The 22,398-nt window shown below is 71.1% G+C and carries 21 protein-coding genes; 13 read left to right on the forward strand and 8 right to left on the reverse strand.

Translation table 11 applies throughout. The features are described 5' to 3' along the window. Together ACFHWT_RS09185 and ACFHWT_RS09190 are read left to right on the forward strand one after the other, a co-directional pair. Positions 1–152 (forward strand): RidA family protein (locus ACFHWT_RS09185; RefSeq protein ID WP_416594300.1); only part of this gene is annotated, 152 nt, incomplete at its 5' end. Positions 153–355: 203 nt separating this feature from the next. Beyond that, entirely contained in the window at positions 356–1,516 is a 1,161-nt protein-coding gene (locus ACFHWT_RS09190) for an alanine racemase (protein ID WP_416594173.1), read from the forward strand. 21 nt (positions 1,517–1,537) lie between these two features. On the opposite strand, the gene ACFHWT_RS09195 is transcribed toward ACFHWT_RS09190, so the two are convergent. After that, a complete protein-coding gene (locus ACFHWT_RS09195) occupies positions 1,538–3,517 on the reverse strand; it encodes a polysaccharide biosynthesis protein (protein WP_416594174.1) in 1,980 nt (659 codons plus the stop codon). Between the two features lie 182 nt (positions 3,518–3,699). On the opposite strand from ACFHWT_RS09195, the gene ACFHWT_RS09200 reads away from it, so the two are divergent. Next, a complete protein-coding gene (locus ACFHWT_RS09200) occupies positions 3,700–5,169 on the forward strand; it encodes a polysaccharide biosynthesis tyrosine autokinase (protein ID WP_416594175.1) in 1,470 nt (489 codons plus the stop codon). Here ACFHWT_RS09200 and ACFHWT_RS09205 read toward each other — a convergent pair. Further along, positions 5,156–5,746 (reverse strand): low molecular weight phosphatase family protein, encoded by a 591-nt coding sequence (locus ACFHWT_RS09205; RefSeq protein WP_416594176.1) that lies wholly within the window; start codon positions 5,744–5,746, stop codon positions 5,156–5,158. The genes ACFHWT_RS09200 and ACFHWT_RS09205 overlap by 14 nt on opposite strands. A 129-nt stretch (positions 5,747–5,875) precedes the next feature. Between ACFHWT_RS09205 and ACFHWT_RS09210 the strand changes: the two genes are divergently transcribed. The 4 genes from ACFHWT_RS09210 to ACFHWT_RS09225 are packed head-to-tail and all read left to right on the forward strand — an operon-like array spanning position 5,876 to position 10,260. Further along, positions 5,876–7,030, forward strand: coding sequence for a DegT/DnrJ/EryC1/StrS family aminotransferase (locus tag ACFHWT_RS09210; protein ID WP_416594177.1), 1,155 nt, complete (start codon positions 5,876–5,878; stop codon positions 7,028–7,030). Then, complete coding sequence (locus ACFHWT_RS09215) at positions 7,027–7,689, forward strand: NeuD/PglB/VioB family sugar acetyltransferase (protein ID WP_416594178.1); 663 nt, start codon at positions 7,027–7,029, stop codon at positions 7,687–7,689. Before ACFHWT_RS09210 ends, ACFHWT_RS09215 begins: the two co-directional genes overlap by 4 nt. A 53-nt stretch (positions 7,690–7,742) precedes the next feature. Next, on the forward strand, positions 7,743–8,939 hold the full coding sequence (locus tag ACFHWT_RS09220; RefSeq protein WP_416594179.1) for a glycosyltransferase: 1,197 nt from the start codon (positions 7,743–7,745) through the stop codon (positions 8,937–8,939). Between the two features lie 58 nt (positions 8,940–8,997). Further along, the gene (locus tag ACFHWT_RS09225) at positions 8,998–10,260 is read left to right on the forward strand and encodes a glycosyltransferase (protein ID WP_416594180.1); all 1,263 of its coding nucleotides are present in this window, start codon (positions 8,998–9,000) and stop codon (positions 10,258–10,260) included. A 43-nt stretch (positions 10,261–10,303) separates the two neighbouring features. Here ACFHWT_RS09225 and ACFHWT_RS09230 read toward each other — a convergent pair whose 3' ends face one another. Further along, on the reverse strand, positions 10,304–11,566 hold the full coding sequence (locus ACFHWT_RS09230) for a nucleotide sugar dehydrogenase (protein ID WP_416594181.1): 1,263 nt from the start codon (positions 11,564–11,566) through the stop codon (positions 10,304–10,306). Positions 11,567–11,708: 142 nt separating this feature from the next. Here ACFHWT_RS09230 and ACFHWT_RS09235 point away from each other — a divergent pair, with 142 nt between their 5' ends. After that, positions 11,709–12,695: a GNAT family N-acetyltransferase gene (locus ACFHWT_RS09235; protein ID WP_416594182.1), complete on the forward strand. Its 987-nt coding sequence runs from the start codon at positions 11,709–11,711 to the stop codon at positions 12,693–12,695. 53 nt (positions 12,696–12,748) lie between these two features. Here ACFHWT_RS09235 and ACFHWT_RS09240 read toward each other — a convergent pair whose 3' ends face one another. After that, positions 12,749–14,479 (reverse strand): hypothetical protein, encoded by a 1,731-nt coding sequence (locus ACFHWT_RS09240; protein WP_416594183.1) that lies wholly within the window; start codon positions 14,477–14,479, stop codon positions 12,749–12,751. Between the two features lie 129 nt (positions 14,480–14,608). On the opposite strand from ACFHWT_RS09240, the gene ACFHWT_RS09245 reads away from it, so the two are divergent. Both ACFHWT_RS09245 and ACFHWT_RS09250 read left to right on the forward strand, forming a co-directional pair. Beyond that, entirely contained in the window at positions 14,609–15,091 is a 483-nt protein-coding gene (locus ACFHWT_RS09245) for a DUF1707 SHOCT-like domain-containing protein (RefSeq protein WP_416594184.1), read from the forward strand. An 81-nt stretch (positions 15,092–15,172) separates the two neighbouring features. After that, the gene (locus tag ACFHWT_RS09250) at positions 15,173–15,526 is read left to right on the forward strand and encodes a hypothetical protein (protein ID WP_416594185.1); all 354 of its coding nucleotides are present in this window, start codon (positions 15,173–15,175) and stop codon (positions 15,524–15,526) included. Here ACFHWT_RS09250 and ACFHWT_RS09255 read toward each other — a convergent pair. The 4 genes from ACFHWT_RS09255 to ACFHWT_RS09270 form a co-directional block, all read right to left on the reverse strand. Continuing rightward, complete coding sequence (locus ACFHWT_RS09255; RefSeq protein WP_416594186.1) at positions 15,517–16,197, reverse strand: hypothetical protein; 681 nt, start codon at positions 16,195–16,197, stop codon at positions 15,517–15,519. The two genes, ACFHWT_RS09250 and ACFHWT_RS09255, sit on opposite strands and share 10 nt — an antisense overlap. Positions 16,198–16,909: 712 nt before the next feature. Then, a complete protein-coding gene (locus tag ACFHWT_RS09260) occupies positions 16,910–17,494 on the reverse strand; it encodes a TetR/AcrR family transcriptional regulator (protein ID WP_416594187.1) in 585 nt (194 codons plus the stop codon). Between the two features lie 212 nt (positions 17,495–17,706). Further along, positions 17,707–17,958: a helix-turn-helix domain-containing protein gene (locus ACFHWT_RS09265; protein WP_416594188.1), complete on the reverse strand. Its 252-nt coding sequence runs from the start codon at positions 17,956–17,958 to the stop codon at positions 17,707–17,709. 151 nt (positions 17,959–18,109) lie between these two features. Next, positions 18,110–18,862, reverse strand: coding sequence for a zf-HC2 domain-containing protein (locus tag ACFHWT_RS09270; RefSeq protein ID WP_416594189.1), 753 nt, complete (start codon positions 18,860–18,862; stop codon positions 18,110–18,112). 125 nt (positions 18,863–18,987) lie between these two features. On the opposite strand from ACFHWT_RS09270, the gene ACFHWT_RS09275 reads away from it, so the two are divergent. From ACFHWT_RS09275 to ACFHWT_RS09285, 3 genes are all read left to right on the forward strand, one after another. Further along, on the forward strand, positions 18,988–19,569 hold the full coding sequence (locus tag ACFHWT_RS09275) for a sigma-70 family RNA polymerase sigma factor (RefSeq protein ID WP_416594190.1): 582 nt from the start codon (positions 18,988–18,990) through the stop codon (positions 19,567–19,569). A gap of 257 nt (positions 19,570–19,826) precedes the next feature. Next, positions 19,827–21,377 (forward strand): ABC transporter substrate-binding protein, encoded by a 1,551-nt coding sequence (locus tag ACFHWT_RS09280; protein ID WP_416594191.1) that lies wholly within the window; start codon positions 19,827–19,829, stop codon positions 21,375–21,377. A gap of 73 nt (positions 21,378–21,450) precedes the next feature. Then, a complete protein-coding gene (locus tag ACFHWT_RS09285; protein WP_278169221.1) occupies positions 21,451–22,389 on the forward strand; it encodes an ABC transporter permease in 939 nt (312 codons plus the stop codon). Positions 22,390–22,398 lie beyond the last annotated feature (9 nt).

Here is a 22,398-nt window from a genome sequence, read left to right on the forward strand (position 1 = left end):
ACATGAACGACTTCGGCGGCTACAACCAGGTCTGGGCCGAACACTTCGACCACACCGGACCCACCCGCACCACCGTCGCCGTCCACCAACTGCCGCACCCACACCTGCTCATCGAGATCCAGGCCGTCGCCGTGGCGCCGGGGCGGCGGTGAGATTCCGGCCTTGCCGGTGCCCGTGGCTCGATGACTATGCGACCGTGCTCGCCGGTGGCACGGTTGGCGACAACGCGCGGATCGGGTGCGCTGCGACGCGGGTGAGCGCGACACCACGTTGCGAGGTCGTCGCTTGACCATCGCGGTACGGCAGGATGGGCGACGGAGACGCCCGTACCGCGACGACGACTGCCGGAGACGCCGTGACCACCGACACCCGCCCGCAGACCGCCACGCCGGACCTGTTCGCCGTACCGGCCGGCCTGGAGACTCCCAATCTGCTGCTCGACCTCGACGTCCTGGAGCGCAACCTCGATGAGATGGCCGGGCTGTGCCAACTGCATCAGGTGGGGTTGCGGCCGCACGCCAAGACCCACCGGGTGCCCCGGCTCGCGTCGATGCAGCTGGATCGTGGGGCGGACGGCATCTGTGTGGCGAAGCTCGGTGAGGCCGAGGCGTTCGCCGCGGCCGGGGTGACCCGGATGACGGTGGCCTATCCGCTGGTCGGCCGGGACAAGGCCGAACGCGCCGTACGGTTGGCGCAGGGCTGTGAGCTGACCGTCGGCGCGGACAGCGTCGCCGGTGCCCGGACGCTGGGGGAGGCGTTTGCCGCTGCCGGGCGGCTGTTGGACGTACTGCTGATTGTCGACAGTGGTCTGGGCCGGTGTGGGGTGGCGCCGGCGGATGCCGCGCGGATCGCCTGGGACATCGCCGAGCTGCCCGGCGTCCGGTTGACCGGGGTGATGACGTACGAGGGATCGGTGTACGCGGCGACCGACCGTGCGGATCTGACCCGGCGTTCACAGGAGGCGGCCGGTGTCATGGTGGGTACCGCGGCCGCGATCCGGTCGGCCGGGCTGACCCTGTCGACGGTGTCGCTCGGTGCTTCCGCTTCCGCCCGGACCGTGGTGGCCGAGCCCGGGGTGACCGAGATCCGGCCCGGCATCTACGCCTTCAACGACCTGGGGCAGATCGCGCTCGGTAACGCCACCGTGGCGACCTGCGCGGTGCGGGTCCTCGCCACCGTGGTCAGTCATCCGGAGCCGCACCGGGCCTGCATCGACGCGGGGTCGAAGACGTTCGGCCAGGACGGCCTGCCGGCGTCGGCGCATGTCGATGCCTACGGTGGCCACGGGCTGCTGGTGGGGCTGCCGGGTTGGCGGATCGACCGGCTTTCCGAGGAGCACGGTTGGCTGCGGTGGGCCGGTCCGGGGCAGCCGAGTCCGCTCACGGTCGGGCAGCGGGTGCAGGTCGTTCCGAACCACGTCTGCATGGTGTTCGCCGGCCTCGGCGAGGTGACGGCGGTACGCGGCGGCGAGGTGGAGGCGGTCTGGCCGACGATCGGGCCGGGCGCGTCGAGGTGACCCTGAGCGGCCGCCGATCGGTCAGACCGCCCCGGTGGACCCGTTCTGGCTCGCGATCGGTGTGCCGTTCGGGTCGTCCGGTGCCGGCAGACCGCCGTCGCCGTCCGTACCGACCGCGCCGGCCCGTACGGTGCCCCGCTGCCGCCGCGCACCGACCGGTGGCCGGTGCCCCGCACCGACCGGTGGCCGGTGCGGCGCGCAGAGCGCGGCCAAGTCGTCGATCAGATCGTCCGGTCGGCCGTACGGGTCGAGCAGGTGCACGTGCACCGGGTCCAGCGCCGGCACCGGGACCTGAGAGATCAACGGGTGCAGTGGCCGGTTGTCCGGCTCGCCGGCGCCGAGCAGGTCCTCGTGCAGCTTTTCGCCGGGGCGCAGCCCGGTGTAGATGATCCTGACCGGGTTGTCGTACTGCTCGGCGATGCTGCGGGCGACGTCGGCGATCCGCACCGGTTCGCCCATGTCGAGCACCAGCGACTCGCCGTCGCGCCCGATCGCGGCTGCCTGGATGACCAGTTGCACCGCTTCCTGGATGGTCATGAAGTACCGGGTCACGTCCGGGTCGGTGACGGTGATCAGCTTGCCGGCCGCCGCCTGGGCGAGGAACGCGTGCAGCACCGAGCCGCGGCTGCCGAGCACGTTGCCGAACCGGACACTGAGGAACGTACCCTGGTTGGCGCCGGCCGCGAAGGCCGTGAGCCGCTCGGTGATCCGCTTGGAGAAGCCGAGCACACTGGTCGGGTCGGCGGCCTTGTCGGTGGAGATGTTCACGAACCGCTCCACACCGGATGCTGCCTCCAACAGGGTCTGGGTTCCCCACACGTTTGTCATGACGGCCTCACCCGGGTGACGCTCCAGCAGTGTGAGGTGTTTGAGCGCGGCGGCGTGGAAGACCACCTCGGGGCGCCGGGCGCGCATGATCTGCCGGATCGTCTCGCTGTCGCGCAGATCGGCGAGGATCAGGTCCGGGCTGTCCAGCAGTGCCCGGCCGCGCAACGACAGCTGTACGGCGTGCAGTGCGGACTCGTCGCGGTCGAGCATCATCAGCTCGCCGGGCTGGAACCGCTGGATCTGTCGGCACAGCTCCGAGCCGATCGAGCCGCCGGCCCCGGTGACCAGCACCCGTTTTCCGGTCAGGTAGCCGGCGATCGAGTCGAGGTCGGTCTCGATCTGGTGCCGGCCGAGCAGGTCAGTGAAGTCGGGGTCGCGCAGGTCGGTTACGGCCGGTTCGTTCTCCAGCAGTTCGCCGACCGACGGGACCACTTTGAACCTGGCGCCGGCCTGGTTCGCGAGGTGGCGTACTTCCCGGATCAGCGCGGCGTCGGCGTTGGCGACCGCGGCGACGACGGTGGTGGCACCGGTACGGGCGGCGACGGCCGGGATGTCCTGCCGGCTGCCCAGTACCGGTACCCCGCTGAGCCGTAGTTGCCGTTTCGCCGGGTCGTCGTCGAGCAGGCCCACCGGCAGGTACCGCCCGCTCGGCTCGTCCAGCATCGCCCGGAGCAGCGACTGGCCGGCGGCGCCGGCGCCGAACAGCAGCACCCGCTGGATGTCCCGGCCGGCGGGTCGGCGGCGCCGTTGCCGGTGCAGCCGGCGCAGGTACCGGACGCCGAGCATCTGGACGAGCGCCAGGCAGCCACCGACCAGCGGTGTGCTGGCCGGCACCGGCCGTTGTGGTGCGGCGAGATCGAGTAGCAGCAGCAGACCCATGGTGGCCAGCACGCAGCGGGACACCACCCACACCTCGTCGAAGCTGCCCAGCCGGTACCGGTCCCGGTACAGGTAGCTGAGGTGACCGACCACCGTGTGCAGCACGATCGCGGCCAGCATGACCAGGATCAGGCCGTTGAGGTGTGTCCCGGCGAGGGCGAACTCGTAGCGGGTCCAGACGGCGACGACCAGGCCGGCGCACCAGGCGCCGAGGTCTACCAGCCACATCGGTGCGACGGCGCGTTCCCGGTTGCGGCGGGTGGTGGTGTCTGCGGGTCGGGTCGATGTCTGCATTCCAGCCCCGTTCAGTCGGCGTACGGGCACCGCTGGTCCGGCCGGCGGTGCCTGCGGTCTCGTCCATGCGGTGTGGAGACTGCGGTAATGCCACTATTTGACCAGAAAACCTCCTTAGCCAGTGCAGATTGGTACAAGATGGTGCTGACCATGACGGAGCAGGATTTTTGGAGGCCGTACCGATGGAACTGCGTGACTACTTCGACGCGGTGCGGAAGCGATGGCTCTGGGTACTCGCTGCGGTGACCGTCGCGGTCAGTGCCGCCGTACTGATCAATGTCCGGACCACCCCGCAGTACGCCACCTCGGTCACCTTCTTCGTCTCCACCTCCAGCAGCCAGGGGGTGACCGACGCGTACCAGGGCGGGCTCTTCTCCCAGCAGCGGGTCAAGTCCTACAGCGGTCTGCTTACCAGCAGCCGGCTCGCCGAGACCGTGGTCGACCGGCACAGCCTCGGCCTGACCGCCGGTGAGGTGCAGTCGCGGGTCAGCGCCCGCCCGGTGCCGGACACGGTCCTGCTGCAGGCGACGGTGACCGACAGCTCACCGAACCGCTCGGAGCAGATCGCCGAGGCGATCGTCGCTGAGTTCGTCCGCCTGGTCCAGCAGCTGGAGACCTCACCGGGCGCTGACCGACCGGCCATCAAGGTCGAGGTGATCGCCGGCCCGCTGCTCAACCCGGCGCCGGTCGCGCCGCAACCGGTGCGCAACATCAGCCTGGGGCTGTTCCTCGGGCTGCTCAGCGGAATCGGCCTGGCACTGCTGCGCGGGATGCTCGACAACACAGTCCGCACCATCGATCAGATGCGCGACGTCACCGCGGCCGGGGTACTCGGCACGATCCCGTTGGACAACGCGGCCCGCCGCGATCCGCTGATCATCGGCCGGCAGGCACACTCGCCACGGGCGGAGGCGTTCCGGCAGCTGCGGACCAACCTGCAGTTCGCCGACGTCGACAAGCCGGTGCGCAGCCTGGTGGTGACCAGCGCGATGCCCGAGGAGGGCAAGACCACCACCGCGACGAACCTGGCGTTGACCTTCGCCGAAGCGGGCAACTCGGTGCTGCTCGTGGAGGCGGACCTGCGCCGGCCTCAGGCGGCCTCCTACCTGAACATGGAGGGCGCCGTCGGGCTGACCAGCGTACTCGCCGGGCAGGCCGAACTCGACGACGTGCTGCAACCCTGGGGGGACAGCGGCATGACTCTGCTGCCCAGTGGCTTCATTCCGCCGAATCCGAGCGAGCTGCTCGGCTCGCAGCAGATGGCGGATCTGCTCGCCACGCTGCGGGCACGGTTCGACGTGGTCATCGTGGACACCGCGCCGCTGGTGCCGGTCACCGACGCGGCGCCGATCGCCGCCCAGGTGGACGGTGTGATCGTGGTGGGGCGGTGCGCCAAGACCACCGAGACGCACCTGCGGGCGGCGGTCGCCGCGCTGCGCGCGGTGGACGCCCGGCTGCTCGGCTGCGTGTTGAACATGACGCCGCACCGCAGTGGCGCCTACAACTACTACTACCACGAGCACGGCCGTCGGCGTCGGTCCGCGAACCCGGCCGCTCCGGCCCGGCAGCGTCAGGCGGTCGCGGCTCCCGACACCACCGAGACCGCCGAGGGCCGGACGGCGGACGCCGGCGTACCGGTCAAGACTTCGTGATGACGTCCAGCAGGATGTCGACGGTCTGGCCGATCTGGCTGGCGCAGACCCGGAAGTCCCCGACCGGCCGCAGCACCGGGTCGGCGAGGTCGTCCTGTTCGGCGGAGACCGGCTGGACCCGGCTGCGGGCGGCCGCCGCAGCGGTCACCAGCGACCTGGCCCGGTCCGCGACGTCCGGCGGCGAGGTCGTCGGGGGCAGGACCGCGGCGTTGGCCAGCCGTCCGAACTGGCGGACGGTGAAGGTGCGGGTCAGCGTGGCCGGGGCCAGCGCGACGCAGTACGCCCGGTGCCGGCGGCTGGCGGTCAGCACCAGATCCGCGCGGGTCAGCATGGCGGCGTCCACCTGCCGGCTGGCGAACCCGTCCGGGTCGGCCTGGCGTTCCCGCAGGACCCGCTCGGTGTGCGGATGCATCGGCTGGCCGACCAGCGCTTCGGTGCCGGCGCTGTACGCGACGACGTCGGCCCGGTCCGCGCCCAGCCGGGTCTGCACGGCGTACCGGGTCAGCCGTTCCGCCAGCGGCGAGCGGCAGATGTTCGCCCGGCACACGAACAGGATGGTGAACCGATCAGTGGTCATCAATGCCAGCCAATCCGGTGTGTCCGCGACCGGCCGCCGGACCGCGCCGGCCAGTCGGTCGCGGCCACCGACCCGGCCACGACCAGGTCAGCGTAGCCCGCGACCTGGACATTTCGCCGGAGCCGCGCGATGACCCGGCAGATCTACCTGTCCCCGCCGGACGTCGGCCCGCTCGAAGAGGAGTTCCTGGTCCGGACGCTGCGCTCCGGCTGGGTGGCCCCGTCCGGCCCGGAGGTGGACGCCTTCGAGCAGGAGCTGGCCCGGCGGGTCGGGGTCGCTCACGCGGTCGCGGTCAACTCGGCGACCGCCGGCCTGCATCTGGCCCTGCTGGCCCTCGGGGTGGGGCCGGGCCAGGCGGTGGCGGTACCCACTCTGACCTTCGTCGCCACCGCCAACGCCATCGTCTACACCGGTGCCCAGCCGGTCTTCGTCGACTGCGATCCACGAACCGGCAACGTCGACGTCGATCTGCTGGCCGAGGCGCTCACCCGGCCGGAGCCCGGTCAGCCGCCGGTACGCGCGGTGGTGCCGGTCGACATGTTCGGCCGCTGCGCCGACTACGACGAGATCGTCCCGTTGTGCGCCACGTTCGGACTGCCGGTCGTGGAGGACGCGGCGGAGGCGCTCGGTGCCTGCCTGCGCGATCGGCCCGCCGGCAGCTTCGGCCGGGCCGGGGTCTTCTCCTTCAACGGAAACAAGATCATGACAACCTCGGGGGGTGGGATGGTAGTCACCGACGACGCGGCGATCGCCCATCAGTGCCGCTACCTGGCCAGCCAGGCACGCCAGCCGGTGGCCCACTACGAACACACCGACATCGGCTACAACTACCGGCTGAGCAACCTGCTCGCCGCGCTGGGTCGGGCGCAACTGCACCGTCTCGACTCGATGGTCACCCACCGCCGGGAGACCCGTCAGCGGTACGCGAAGACCTTCGCCGGCGTCCCGGGGGTGCGCCTGCTCGGCGATCTCGGTGACGAGGCGGACCTCGGCGGCAACGCCTGGCTCACGGTAATCGTCGTCGACCCGGCCGAGGCCGGCTGGGACGCCGCCGAACTGGGCCGCTACCTGACTGACCGGCGGATCGAGACCCGGCCGGTCTGGAAACCGATGCACCGGCAGCCGGTCTTCGCCGCCGCGCCGCGGATCCTCACCGGCGCGGCGGACCGGCTCTTCGCGACCGGGCTGGCCCTGCCCAGCGGCTCGTCGTTGACCGAGGAGCAGATCGGCCGGGTGCTCGCGGCGATCGAGGCGTTCCTCGACGGTGACCGGAGCGGCCGATGAGCGCCCGGGACCTGGTGATCGTCGGCTGCGGCGGGCACGGCCGTGAACTGTTCGGCATCGTCGAAGCCGTCAACCGGGCCGGCCCGGCACCGTCCTGGCGGGTGGTCGGGTTCGTCGACGACGATCCCAGCCCGGCCAACAAGGAACGCCTCGACCGGCTCGGTACCGCGCTGCTCGGCGCGGTGGACTGGCTGACCGGGCAGAGCGACCCGCCCGCGTACGTGATCGGGATCGGCCTGCCGGCATACCGCCGTGCGGTCGGCCGGCGGATTGACGCCGCCCGACCGGCGGCGGCCCCGCTGGTCGCCGCCACCCTGATCCATCCGAGCGCCACGGTCGGTCCGGACAGCCGGATCGGCGCGGGTTCGGTGCTGTTCGCCGGTGCCAGGGTGACCACCGACGTGACGCTCGGCCGGCACGTGCACATCAACCAGAACGGCGTGGTCGGCCATGACACGACCGTCGCGGACTACGGCTCGGTGGGACCGCTGGCAGCCGTCTCCGGCTCATGCACCTTGGACGAGGGCGTCCTGGTGGGGACGACGGCGGCGATTCTTCAGGGCCGCAGCGTCGGTGCCGCAGCGACGATCGGCGCCGGAGCCTGCGTCGTACGTGACGTGCCGCCCGGTGCGGTGGTCAAGGGGGTGCCCGCGCGATGAGGGTCCGTTGGCGGTCGCGTCGGGGGTCGTCGGTATCGAGGAAGGCATCGGGCATGCGGGTGGTCGTGATACTCAAGACCGCTGAGGGCGGCCGGTGGATCGTGCCCCAGGTCGAGGAGCTGCGCCGGCGTGGCAACGAGGTGATCGTGGTGCTGCCTGCCGGTCCGGGCCGGTTGCGCGAGAAACTGCGCCGGGCCGGGGTACCGATGATCGACTCGCCGTTCCGGTTCCGGTTCCGTCCGACGTTGGCCACGGCCGTGCAGCTGTGGTCGCTGCGTCGGCTACTGCGTCGGCTGCGGCCGGATGTGGTGCACTACCACCACTACCACGCGGCGCTGGCGGTCCGGTTGAGCCTGCTCGGGCTCGACGCCGCCAGGATCTTCATGGTGCCCGGTCCGCTCTTTCTGGAGTCGACGCCGATCCGCGCCGCGGAGCGCTTCCTGGCCCGGCTGGACGACCTCGTGATCGCCGGCAGTGCACACACCGCCGAGCTGTACCGGTCCCTGGGGCGTCGCGGCGACGCACTGGCGGTGGTGCCGTACGGGGTGGACACCCGGCAGTTCCGCCCGGCGGACGCCGCCACCCGGGCCGCTGCACGTCGGCGGCTGGGCCTTTCGGCCGATGTGTTCGTGGTGATCATGGTGGCGTACGTGTACGCGCCCAAGTCGATGGTGCACCGGGGGACCGGCATCAAAGGTCACGATGTGCTGCTGGCGGCGTGGCGCTCGTTCACCCGCGACTGCCCCCGCGCCCGGCTGGTCCTGGTCGGTGAGGGCTGGGACGTGGCCGGTGAGGAGCACCGCCGGGAGCTGGTGCGACGTTTCGACGTGGCGGCCGATCCGACCGTCGACTGGTTTGCCGGAGTCATCGACGTGCGGCAGTACTACGCTGCCGCGGACATCAGCGTCAGCCCGTCGCGGTCGGAGAACCACGGCGCGGCGCTGGAAGCCGGAGCCTGCGGAGTGCCCTCCGTCGTGTCCGACGCCGGCGGACTTCCGGAGACGGTCAACCGGGACAGCGGTTGGGTGGTCCCGACCGGTGACGTCGAGGCACTCGCCACCGCGCTGCGCGGTGCACACGCGGAGTTCCGGTCCGGTCGGCTCGCCCGGCGTCCACCGGCAGCACGGGAACACATCGAGCAGCGGTTCGACAGCGGTGACTGTGCCCGGGTGGTGGCCGACCTGGTCGAGGCGACCGGCGGGCGTCAGCCGGTGTCCCGCCGCCGGCCGGCCGCAGCGTCGGTCGGCTGACCTGCACGGACCGCTGTCGGCGGGCGCCGCGCCGGCACCTGACTCTGACTACCGGCTGATGGGGAGCACAGTGGAGAACTCGCCAGGTTCCGCGATGGGCACCGTCGCGGTCAGTACCCAGCACCGGTTCCAACGCACACCGGACGGCGCCGTGTGGACGGTGAACGGGCCGGCGCACGCCTTCTGGACCCGGTATCTGTCGGCCTTCGACCGGGTCCGACTGCTCGCCGAGGTCACCGACGTACCGCTACCGCCGACCGGCGCGTCCCGGGTGGACGGCGCGGGAGTGGAGATCTGGCCGCTGCCGTGCGGTCGCGGCGCCTGCGGCCTGCTGCCGGGTCGTGCGGCGCTGCGCCGGTCGTTGCGGTACGGGGTGGACGACGTCGACGCCGTCATCCTGCGGAGCCCGTCACCGGCCACCGGCCTGCTCGTACCGATCTTGCGTCGCTGGCACCGCGGCTACGCGGTCGAGGTCGTCGCAGACCCGCACGACATGTTCGACGGTCCGGTGGCGACGTACCCGGTGCGCCGCTGGCGCGTTCACCGAGCGGCGCGCCGACTGCGGGAGCAGTGCCGGGATGCCACCGCCGTGGCCTACACCACCGGAACTTCGCTGCAGCTGCGATGTCCGCCAGGTCCGCACACCGTCGCCGCCAACTACCCGGACGTCGACCTGCGGGCCGACGCGTTCGTCTGCGAGCCCCGCGTCCCGTCGGCGCCCGGCGGTCCGGTGACGCTGATCTCGGCCGGGACGCTCGACCGCTGCCGGCACGGCGTCGACGTCGTCCTGGCGGCGATGCGTCGGCTGGCTGACGACGGCATCCGGGCGGACCTGGTGCACCTGGGCGACGGCCGGTCCCGGCTGCGGCTCGAACGCCGCGCGGCCCGGCTGGGACTGACCGACCGGGTCGTCATCGCCGGCGAGCGTCCCGCCGCCGAGGTGCGGTCCTGGCTGGACGCCGCCGACGTGTTCGTGTCGCCGACTTCCGTCGACGTGCGCTCCCCGGTAGTGGTCGAGGCGATGGCCCGGGGTCTGCCCGTGGTCGCCGTCGCGGCGGTGGGCGCGCCGGACCTGTTCGAGGCGGACTGTCTGGTCACCACCGGTGGTCCGGCGGCGCTGGCCGAGGTGGTCCGGCGGCTGCTGACCCAGCCGCAGCGGATGGTCGAGGTGGCGGCGGCCGGTCTGGTCCGGTCCCGCGGCTACCGCACCGAGCTCGTGGCACCCCGACGGGCGATGTTCTACCGTGCCGTCCGGATGGCCGGTCGCCCGACGCCGGTGGCGCCGGCGGCCCGGGCGCGGGAACACGCCCCGACGAGCTGACCGGGTCAGCGTCCCCGCCGGCTGCGTAGCCGGCGGGGACGGGTCACAGCAGTTCCGTGCCGGCGGTGGCGGCCAGCCTCCGGCGGGTGTCCAGCACCAGCGGCGCATCGTCGAGCAGGGAGTAGTCGATGTCGTCGTGGTCGGCCAGCACGACCACCGCGTCAGCGGCTTCGACCTGGTCGACGGTGAGCGGCACCGCCTGTACGAAGGCCGGCATCTGCTCCGGGCGCAGGTGCGGGTCGACGACGTGCAGCTGCGCGCCGGCCAGGTGCAGCAGTTCGGCGACGCGGACCGCCGGGGACTCGCGACAGTCGCCGCTGTTGCGCTTGTACGCCAGCCCGATGAGCAGCACCCGCGCGCCCCGCAACGCCTGGCTGCGCCGATTCATCGCGCTGGTCAACCGTTCCACGACGTACATCGGCATGTAGTTGTTCACGTCGTTGGCGAGTTCGACGAACCGGAAGTTGCGGCCGAGAGTCCGCTTGACCTCCCAGGACAGGTAGGACGGGTCCACCGGCAGGCAGTGCCCACCGACGCCCGGGCCCGGGGTGAACCGCAGGAAGCCGAACGGCTTGGTGCTGGCGGCGTCGATCGCGTCCCAGATGTCGATGCCGAGCATGTGCGCGTACACCGCCAGCTCATTGACCAGGGCGATGTTGACGTGTCGGAAGGTGTTCTCCAGCAGTTTGGTGGTCTCGGCCTCCCGGGTGCCGGCGACCGCCACGGTCCGGTCCACCAGACCGTCGTAGAACGCCTGCACCGACCGCAACGACTCGGGGGTGATCCCGGAGACCACCTTCGGTGTGTTGACGAAGGTCCATTCGCGGTTGCCCGGGTCGATGCGCTCCGGGCTGTACCCGAGGTGGAAGTCGAGCCCGGCCTGCAGACCGCTGCGCTTCTCCAACAGTGGCCGGAGAAACTCGTCGGTGGTGCCGGGGTAGGTCGTCGACTCCAGGATCACGGTCGCGCCGGGAGTGAGCTGCTCGGCGAGTGACCGGGCCGCCTGCTCGATGTACCGCAGGTCGGGTGCTCCGTCACGCAACGGCGTCGGCACGGTGATCACCGCGGTGTCAAATCCTGCGGCTGCGGCGTAGTCAGTGGTCGCCGTGTAGCGGCCGCTGCCCAATGCGGCGTGTAGCTCGGCGTCGGTGACATCCTCGACGTACGAGGTGCCCGCGCGCAGCATCCGGATCCGCTCGGCGTCGGTGTCCAGCCCGACGACCAGGTGTCCGACCGCTACGGCGCGCATCGCCACGGGCAGGCCGACGTATCCCTGGCCGACGATCACCACCAGTGTGTTCGCCATGTCTCCCACGCTCCAGACGAAAACCCAATAACCGGCATAAGCATCTAACCATCTAAAGCTCCCCTATAAGTCCGAATCTGGTTTTGCCGGGTCAGCTGAAATTCGCTCGTGCCGGCGTGCCGGCCTGCCCGACAATCGCCCGATGACTGCGACCACCGAGGCTCCGTCACTTCCTGCTGGATACACCCAGCGGCCCGCCGGGCCCGATGACGCACCAGCCGTCTTGCAGGTGATCGCCACCTGCAATACCGCGGTCATCGGCCGGCCCGACTACACCCTCGACGAGGTCGCCGACGACCTCGCCGGTCCGGACTTCGACCCGACGCGGGACGGTTGGCTGGTGCACGACCCGGGTGGCGTGGCGGTCGGCTGGGGTTGGGCGTGTCGCAAGGGGAGCAGTGACACCGTCGACGTCGATGCGTACCATCTCGACACCGAGCCGGCGGTCGGCGACTGGCTCTGGTACCAGGCCCAACGTCGCGCCGTCGCGATCGCCGCCGAACTGGGCCATTCCCGCGCCGTGCTGGACGCCGGCTGCTACCGGGAGGACACTGCCACGGCCGGACGGCTGGCCGAGCTCGGCTTCTCGGTGGCGACCGTGTTCAACCGGCTGTTCGTCCGGCACGACCCGGCGAGCCCGAGGGTCGACCCCAGGGAACCCGACGGCGTGCGGATCCGCGGCACCGGTGACGATCCCGAGGCCCGTCACCAGGCATGGACGGTGCACCAGGCCGCCTTCGCCGACCACTTCGGTTTCGCGGCCAAGGCCTACCCCGACTGGGTCGGGCATCTCGAGTCGCACAGTGACCACGACTGGTCGCTTGGCGAGGTCGCGTACCTGGACGGCGTCCCGGCCGCGATGGTGTTGCGGTCGCACGCCTTCGTGGCCGACGAGCAGAGCGGCTACGTACGGCTGCTCGCGGTCCGACCCGAATGGCAGGGGCGCGGCCTGGGTCGCCTGCTGCTGCGCCGGGCGTTCGCCGCCGACGCCGCCGACCACCGGCGGGGCACCTTCCTGCACGTCGATACCGACCCCCGGCGGCCGGCGCTGCGCCTGTACCTCGCCGAGGGCATGCGGCCGGTGCAGATCATCGACGCCTGGCGACGGACCGTCCCGGTGACGCCCTGACCGGGGACGTGCCCGATCCGACGAGCTGGGCCCGCCGACGAGCTGGACCCGGCTCACCGCTCGGCCACCAGTACGGCCACCGTCCGCCGCATGGCCTGCTCGAACAGCTCCCCGTCGACGACGGCCAGCGACGCGGTCATCGACACCACGACCAGCGTGGTTTCGACCTGTACGACAGCCAGCGCGGTCGTCGCGGTGACCCGTCCGGCACCGCGGCCCAACGTCCGTACCAGATCTATCCGCCAGGCGCGGTCGCCGACGGCCGGTGCCGTACGGGTCAGCGACTGGACCCGTAGCCCGGACCGTCCGTCGATGAACTCCCGACAGGCCGCGCCGGCTCGTTCGACCGCAGCGAAGACCATCTCCACCGGCCGTGCCGAGGACATCGCATCCGGCCCGTACGACACGACGTCGATCTGCAGGGTGGTGCGGCCGAGCCCACCGCCGCCCGGTGTGGCCCGCGTCGCGTAGCGCGCCACGCCCCGGCCGGTACGTCCGGCGGCCGCCCGACGCAGATAGTCGTTGACGATCGACGGCTGACAGCCGGCCGGACGGCTCCCGGCCGGTGGCGGTGCCGGGAGCGGATCCGCCCGCCATGCCGGGCCGAGCACGGGCTCGACGGCTCGGGCGGCCCGGTTCGCCGCGGTCGTGTCGATCGGGACCGGGCCGGCGGTCCTCGGGTCATCCGGACGGGCACGGCGGGCGCGGTCCGGGTCGGATCCGCTGTCCGGAACGGCGGGCGACGGCTGGACCAGCAGCGGCGCGGCGAGATTCGGCGGGGCCGCGGTGCCCACCGGGAAGGCGAGCAGGCCGGCGACGACTCCGGCCAACGTCGCCGGGACGGCAGCTGGGCCCGGCGATCCGGTCGCGCCCGGTCGTCTGGCGGTCAGCGCCGGCAGCAGGCAGGCCAGGACCAGCAGGGCGGGTGCCAACGCGGCACCGGCGACCAGCCGATCTCCAGTGGCCGGTGCCAGGTGCCACAGGATGGACGCCCCGGCCTGGCCTCCCGCACCGGCGGCTACCCCGGCAGCTGGCACGGCACACCAGGCCACTGTCCGGGCACCGCACGTAGCGCCCGGGCCGCTGCGTGATCCGACGGTCAGGCCGGCGACGGCGGCGGTCAGCAGCAGCACGCGGGTCGTCGACCCGGCAGGCGCGCCGAGCCCCGGGCCGGTGAACGCGGCCACTGCGGCCAGTGCGGCGCTCACTGAAGTCAGGAGCCACGGCCAGCCGCGCAGCACGGCGCGGCGAGCGCTCTGGCCCGAGGCGATCCGGTCAAGTTCGGCGCGGACCAGCGGGTCGAACACCACCGGAACCAACGGTTGACGGACCGCCGCCGCCGGCAGCACGACCGCCGCCCGCTGGCCGGGACCGGCGGTGCTGCCCGTCCGATGGCCGCCGATCCGCAACCGGGGCCGGTCGGCACCGACTAACCGGTGCTGCCGGCAGAGTTCCTCGAAACGCGCCTCGGCCATCGGGTGGGCCGAGGGCAGCCGGGCGATCCGGCGTTGGGCGCACACCGTCGAGACCAGCGTCCCGGCCAGCCCACTGCCGAGCGCGATCGCCGCTCCTGAGGTCATCAGCGCACCGACCGCCCAGGTCGCCTCGGTCAGGCACATCGCCGGGTCGCTGGCCGAGGGCGGGCAACGGGTCAGCACGTCCAGGTACGCCAGCCCGATGGGGCGGTACGTCAGGGCCAGCATCCCGCCGATCGCCGCGCCGAGCGCGGCGAGTGCGACCGCGACCACCAGCAGCGGCCACGTCCTGACACCCCTGGGCGTCATGCCGACGGACCCCCGCAGTCAGTCATCCGTGTCGGATCGTGTACCGAACGTAGCCATGATGGGGGATCGTGGCCCGCTGGTCCAGCGCGACCTGCGGAGACCGTCAGATGGGGTAGCCTCGGAAACACTGTGGAAGGCGGCGACGGGGTCAACGAGCGGGCTGGTGACGAGCGGGTCGGTGACGCGCAGCGCAACTACGTCGTCGAGCTGCTCGCCCGGGCGCTCGGTGAGGGCTATCTGGACCTCACCGAGTACGAGCGGCGACTGGTCGAGGCGACCGCGGCGACGACGTCGGGGGAGCTCGCCGCGCAACTGACCGATCTGCCGCGGCGGTTCCACTGGGATCCTCGTACGCCCGTCGTCGGTTCGTCCGTCGCCGACCGGGCCTGGGCCGGGCGTACCTCTGCCGCGTTGATCATGGCCGTCGCGTCGCTGCCATTCGCCGCCTGCTACGGCGCCGGCGCGGTATTCGCTGTCGCAGCGATCGTTCTGGCGGGCCCGGGCCGACGGGTTCCAGGTCAGCGGGCCAGGGCGCTGGCAGCGACCGTGATCGGCTCGGTCGGTGTGTTCGGGTCCGTGATGAGTGTCGTCCTGCTGCTCGTCGTCGGCTGATCGCCCGGTGGTCTCCCGGTAAAGTGCCATCTACGGCCTGGCCGGGTCCGATCGTCGCGGACAGATGTGATCGTCGATGGCATGCGCCCGTCACGAACGGCCCGACATGCCGGGGTCCTCCTTGTTCTACTGCTGTGTCTGAGCGCCTGCGGCGCGACCAGCGCGAAATGCCGCAACAACAGTTGTACAGTCGCCGTCAAAACAACCGAAACTGCAAGTGTGGAGATTTTCGATCACCAGATGGAATTCCGGGATCTCGTCGCCGGATCGGTGACCGTGGTCTACGCCGGACAGCCCCATTACATCCCGGTCGGGCAGACGGCGGGGGTCGGTCCGCTGACCGTGACGGTGACCTCGGCGGAACCGGGTCGGGCACAGCTGGTCATCTCCGCGGACCAGCACAGCGGCGCGGATGCCGGTCGTGGTCACCGTTGAATCCACAGGCGCAGTTCCTGCGGGTCGAGGCAGGCCAGCACCGCTTCGTGCAGGATCATGCTGGCCGCCCGCGCCAGGGTGAGGTCGAACTGTCCGGTGCGGCCGTCGGGTAGCCGCAGCGCGACCGTGCCGGTTCGCCGGTCCACGGCGCAGCGCAGCGGCAGTTCGGCAGGCCGGTCGCCCGGCGAGCGGACCAGGACCCGCAGCTCGATCACGCCGTCGGAGACCCGTCGATCGACCACGGGCCCGCTGGCCGGCGGGGCGGGTCGACCGGCCGGCTGAGGCCGGAGGCGTCCTGCCGGCTGGCGCTGGGGACGCCGGGGCGGATCGCGTTCCGGCCGGCAGGACGGTGTCATGGTGCGTCCGTTCGATGGACCCGGCACGGTCGCTGGCCTCGCCGCTCGGGCGGTCCGCACGGGCTCGGGTGGTGGCCGCCGGTCGGCGCGGGGCGCCAGTTCGGGGCGGCCGAGCACCACGGTGTCCACGCCGGTGCCCTCCGCGCCGGTGACCCGGTACCGGACGGTGACCGCGGTGTCGGACAGGTTGAGCACCACTCCGGGCCGCCAGGCCCCGGTACGGTGAATCCAGATCGGATCACCTCGCCGGTACGCCGTCACGGTGCGCGCCGTACCGGCCGGCGGCAGGCGCGAGCTGCGGCCCGTGCCGCTCACCGGAACTCGTACCGCATTATTGGGAGCTGCCTCTGATCGCCGGGACAGGTCGTGACGTTGCTCGGCCGACGATACTTCCCCGATGACCGGGTGCGGCAGGGGTCAATGCCTGGTGCCTATTCGGATATTGCGGACCAGGAGGCGGGGGAGACCGAGTCGCGTCGTCTTCCCGACGATCAGGAAAGCTGGTCGGGCGCTCCGCCGGATATCACAGGATTCCTGCCGCGTCGCCGAGGACCGGATCGACATGACTCGGCGTGAACACGCTTCCGAGGACCATGCACTGTCGTGTTTCTCCGTACCGGTGCGACCTCGCAGCTGGCATGCGTCGACGTACCGGCCCGATGATTGATCGCACGACTGACACCGCCTCGGCGAAGTGGTTTGACGACTCTCCGTGATGTTTCGCGGTTGGCTGACGCCGGTCGGGCGGGGAGTTCGCTGGCCGAGCGGCGTCGAGGAGGGCGGGCGCGGACGGCATCGGCGGGCAAGGGGCGGTAACCCAGCTTCCTAGGAAGCCATAGAGACTGTGCGGGCAACGACCAGCCGACGAGCGCGATCGTCCATCAGCTACTCATTAAAAGGAGTGTCTGCAGTGGAACATAAGAGCTGGATCGGCCGACCGGCGTCGAAACTGCAGCGGCGGGTGGGAGCGTTGCTCAACCACCCAGTGGACCGCGATGCATCGCCGGGCCGGCCGTAGCGCCGCTGATCAGCGGCGTGCGGCGATGCCGTCCAGGAAGAGGGTGGTGCAGTCGGTGATCAGCCGGTTGAGCGAGTACTTGCCGCCCGGCCTGAACCATCGCACGGTGAGCCACACGGCATCGCGGGTGAGCCGGTAGAAGGTCTTCGGGTCGATGTCGGAGCGCAGGGTGCCGTCTTGGCGTCCGGCGTCGATGACGGTGAGCCAGACGCTCTCCACCTCCTTGGCGACGCCCTTGAGGTAGCCGAACCGGGGCAGGCCGCGCAGGTAGTTCGCGTCGTTCTGGTAGATCTCGGTGGCGTGCGGGTGGCTGGCGGCGCACTCGAGCGAGGCGCGGATGAGCTGCCGCAGCTGGTCGTCCGGCCCGTCCGGCCCGTCAAGGATCTGCTGGTAGCGGGCGCGTAGGTCGGCGAGGTAGCTGGAGATGATCTCGTCGACCATCGCTTCTTTGGATTCGAAGTGGTGGTAGAGGCTACCGGAGAGGATGCCCACGTCGTCGGCGATCTCGCGAACGGTCGTGCCGGCGACGCCTCGGCTGGCGAACAGCGCGCCAGCCCGGTGGAGTATGTGCTCTCGTCGGCTGCGGGAAGTCACCATTGTCTCCCTGGTCGTGTAGCGGTGAAGCGGACACTTGCTTGGCACCTTCCGCGACGAGCCGACCTGGCGGATCCAGCCGGATTCGGCAGTCAACCATGGTTGCTCTCTGACCAATGTGATCGGTGACCGGGTAGTCACCTCGAGGGGCGGAGGAGGTACGTCCGTCAGTCTAGGACCCAGGCAGGACGATTAACCGTACGCGTCGCGAACTAGTCCAGTGTGTCCTGATCGGCGCTCACCGCGCTGTGCTCAGACTCAGGTGTACGGTCAGCATGGACGGTCGGATCTGGGCGGCGTCCGCCGCGACTGCGGATGGGCACGCCCGAGTAGTGCAGTCGCCGGTGCACGTAGCTGTACGACACGCCGAGTTCGGCGGCGATGCGCCGGATCGGGGCTCCGGCGAGGTACCGGTTGACGATCTGGGCGCTTGTCGGACGCTCGGCGGGCGGGGTGGCCGGCATGACTGCTCCCTGGCCGTTGCGGGACGGTGGTGTCGTTGCGGATGTCTCCCGGACGAAGCCGGCGGCTGCTCCGTCGTCACCATGTCCCGCCAGGGGAAGCGGAGGTTGTCCGGCCGGGGTGTCAGATCAACGGCACCCGGGCCGACAGGGGTCAGGCCGCCCGGTCCCGACGGTGGCGGGTGCTGGCCGCGCCGCCCCGGACCACCCGCAACGGTGTCGGGTTGACCGCCGGTGGTTCGTCGTCGAGTTCGACGCGCCAGCGTGACCGGGTGCGGCCAGCTTCGCCCGGTGACGTGTCCGGGTCGCCACCGTGTCGGCGCAACGCCAGGATGAGCAGGTACCCGGCGACGACCAGGCCGTGGCTGAGCAGCCGAGGGTAGTCGACCCGCCCGGTGATCACGTCGTTGACCGACAGCAGCGCCAGCACCGCGACGAACGCGGTCAGGGTCGGCAGCATCCCGGCCGGCCGGGTACGCCGGACAGCGATCCACACGAAGCCGGCGCCGAGTGCGACGTTCCAGGCCGCGGACTCGTGCCACAGGTGGTTGGGGGCGGTTCCACCGACCGGATCGGGCACATGCAGATGGCCGTCGGCGACGCCGCCGATCTGGGCTGCCCCGAGCAGGAACTGCGCGATTCCGAGCACGCCGAGGGCGTACCGCAGCAGTAGGGCCACCCGGGCGGCGGTCAGCCGTCGGGGTGGCGCGAGTGCGTCGAGCACCGACTCGTCGACGGTGCCGACCGGTTCCGGACCGGTACGTCGGGCGAGGCCGGTGACCACGGCGGCGTCGGCGTACCAGTCCCGGCACCCGGCGCAGCCGGTCAGATGGTCCCGCGCCGCAGCCGATTCGGCGGCGTCGGTCTCCCCGTCGAGTTCGGCCGACAACAGCTCACGAAAGTCCACGCACCCCACATGTCAATAGTCGGCCCGCCCGCCGGGACAGTTCCCACCGGGGTGGGGCCGGACGGCCGGCACCGCCGGGCGGGGCGGACTACGGCGGGGGAGCCTTCCCGGATACCCTTCCAGTCATGCCGCACGCCGCACCGGACGACGCCCAGATCACCCGTTGGGCCCTGGCGGCCCGCGACGGTGACCGGGCGGCCGCCACGTCGTTCGTCCGGGCCACCCAGGGTCAGGTGCAGAGGTTCCTCGCGCATCTGGTGGACGCCACCGAGGCGGAGGACCTTGCCCAGGAGACGTTCCTGCGGGCGATGCGGTCGTTGCCGCGCTTTGCTGGGCGGTCCAGTGCGCGTACCTGGCTGCTGTCCATCGCCCGGAGGGTCGCCGTCGACCATATCCGCGCTGTCGTGGTGCGGCCCCGGGTCGCCGACCTGGCCGACTGGCAGGCGGTGGCCGAAGCAGCGGTCGCCGGTCCACGCTTCGAAGAGGCTGTGGCGCTGCGTCAACTGCTCGCCGGCCTGGCCGCCGACCGCCGGGAGGCGTTCGTGGCGACCCAGGTGCTCGGGTTGAGCTACGCCGAGGCCGCCGTGGTCTGCGACTGCCCGGTTGGGACCATCCGCTCCCGGGTCGCCCGGGCCCGGGAGGACCTGGTCGCTGCGATGACGGAGTCGGGCCGGCAGTCCGGCCGGCATCTGCGAGCGATCAGCTGATCGCTCGTGGCCCTGTCCCGCGCGACGGAGTAGTCGGCGGCGGTGTTCGTCCGCTGGTCCTGATGCTCGCGCGGCACCCGCCGGGCTGACCCGGGCGCTGCCCGACCCCCGCCGGCCGATGCCGGCCACACCTGCGCGTCCGGGTCCTAGCGGCCCGGCCGTTCGTCGCGGGCTTGTTTCAGCGTTGACCTCTTGCGTTAACAAACGTGAAGTGCAAGGCTTCGTCAACACCAACGAAGACGTCGACGGAGGCCAGCATGCAGAAGGCCCACACCAGGTTGTGGCGTCACGCGGCGGTGATTGGCGTTGCGGTGATCCTGACTGCCGCCTGCTCGTCAGGCGGTGACACGGACACGGACAGTAGCCCATCGGATGGCGCCACTGCCAACCCCGACGCCACCTTCCGCTTCGCAGACACCCTGCCAATCGACACCCTTGACCCGCACAAATCACCCGGAGCCGGCAACAACGTCTGGCTCTTTCCCGTATATGACCGGCTCATCCACCTCAACTCGTCGGCCGAACTCGTTCCCGGCCTGGCGACCGAATGGTCCTTCTCCGACGACGGGCTCACCCTGTCGCTGACCCTGCGGGAGAACGTCAGCTTCCACGACGGCACCCCATTCGACGCCGCGGCCGTGCAAGCCAACATCGACCGGGCGAAGACGGTGGAGGGGTCGGCCGTCGCCAGCGAACTCGCCGTCATCGACTCGGTCGAGATCGTCGACGACACACACGTCGACCTCAACCTCAATGCCGTCAACAGTGCCCTGCCATTCATCCTGACCGACCGCGCCGGAGCCATCGCCAGCCCGGCCGCGTTCGACGCCGACCTGGCCCGCAACCCGGTGGGCACCGGGATGTACCAGGTCACCGAGTACCAGCCGAGCTCCAGCGCGACATACGAGCGTAACCCCGACTACTGGGACCCGGACGCGGCCGCCGCCGCCCGGATGGAGTTCACCAGCATCACCGACTCCCAGCAACGGCTCAACGCGCTGCGGACCGACTCGATCGACGCCACCATCCTGGACGCGGCGAACGTCGCCGCAGCCGAGTCGGCCGGTCTGGTGGTGGACTCCGCCCCGGTGCTGCAGTTCTACCACCTGCAGCTCAACCTGTCCCGCGAGTACCTCGACGACGTGCGGGTACGGCAGGCGATCAACCATGCGATCAACCGTGAGGACCTGGTCAGCGGGCTGCTGTTCGATCTCGGTGAACCGGCGGTCCAGCCGTTCCCCAGCGGATACTTCGCCCACGACGAGTCCGTCGCCGACCTGTACCCCTACGATCCGCAGCGGGCCCGGCAACTACTGGACGAGGCCGGCGTACCCGAGGGCCACACCCTGGAGTTCATCAACCAGAACGCCCCCGCGTACACCCAGCTGACCGAGGCACTGCAGGCGCAGTTGGCGGAGGTGGGTCTCAACGTCGAGATCACCCAAACGGTCAACTTCGCCAACTCGTTCTACGTCGAAGGCCAGGGCGACGCCGGAGCGATCAACTGGACCGGTCGGCCGGACCCGTCACAGACGGTCGGTCTGGTCTTCGCCGAGAACGGCTTCGCCAACCCGGGCAAGGTGACCACGCCGGAGGTGACGGCCCTCTACCAGGACCTGCTGGCCACCACCGACGAGACACAGCGGCAGGGACTGGCCCGGCAACTGTCGGCCCAGATCACCACCGACGCCCTCGACGTCGTCCTCTACTTCCCTTACAGCAACGTCGCGTACAGCGACAAGGTGGTGGGCCTGGAGAACTGGCTCTCCGGCAAGCTCGAGTTCCCCGGCGTCGGCGTCGCCGACTGATCGACGTCGTCGTGCCGGGTGGGCGGCTACGGCCGCCCACCCGGCACGACCCCGGACCAGGCATGGTGAGGACATGATCGGACTCGTCGGCCGGCGCCTGTTGACCATGGTGCCGCTGCTGCTGTTCGTCACGCTCGTGGTGCACGGCATCGCCATCTTCGTCCCCGGCGACCCGGCGGTCCGCATCGCCGGGGAGAACGCCACCCCCGAACAGATCGCTCTCACCCGGGACCGGCTCAACCTCGACGAGCCCTGGCCGGTGCGGTACTGGCGGTGGCTCACCGACGCCGTCCGTGGCGACCTCGGCAACTCGATCTTCAACAACGACTCGGTGACCCAGCTGATCCTGGAACGGATGCCGGTGACCCTGGCGCTGACCCTTGCCGCGCTGGTCGTCGCGGTTCTGTTCGGCGTACCGGCCGGCATCCTCGCCGCCCTGCACCCGAACCGCTGGCCGGACAAGCTGGTCCGGGCCATCGCCACCGTCGGCATCGCCTTCCCCGGCTACTGGCTCGGCCTGCTGCTGATGCTGGCCTTCTCGATCCGGCTGGGCTGGTTCCCGACCATCGGCTACACGCCGATCAGCGAGGACCCGGCGGGCTGGCTGCGCCACATCACGCTGCCCGCCATCGCGTTGGGTGCCTCGGCCGGCGCGGAGGTGGCCCGGCAGCTGCGCCGGTCGATGCTCGACACCCTGCACCGCGACTTCGTCCGTACCGCCACCGCCAAGGGGCTGCGGTACCGGGCGGTGCTCGGCAAGCACGCCCTCAAACACGCCGCCGCGCCCGTGGTGACCGTACTCGCCACCCAGGTGGCGCTGCTGCTCGGCGCCGCCGTGATCATCGAGCAGACGTTCACCATCCCCGGGGTGGGGGCGCTCGCCGTCAGCTCGGTGATCGGCAACGACCTCACCGTCGTGCAGGGCATCGTGGTGGTCAGCACCGTCGCCATCGTGCTGGCCAACCTGCTCGCCGACGTCGCCCAGGCATGGCTCGCCCCGAAGACCCGGTGATCCGCGTCC

Source organism: Micromonospora sp. LOL_021, assembly GCF_048060215.1.
GTDB lineage: Bacteria > Actinomycetota > Actinomycetes > Mycobacteriales > Micromonosporaceae > Micromonospora_E.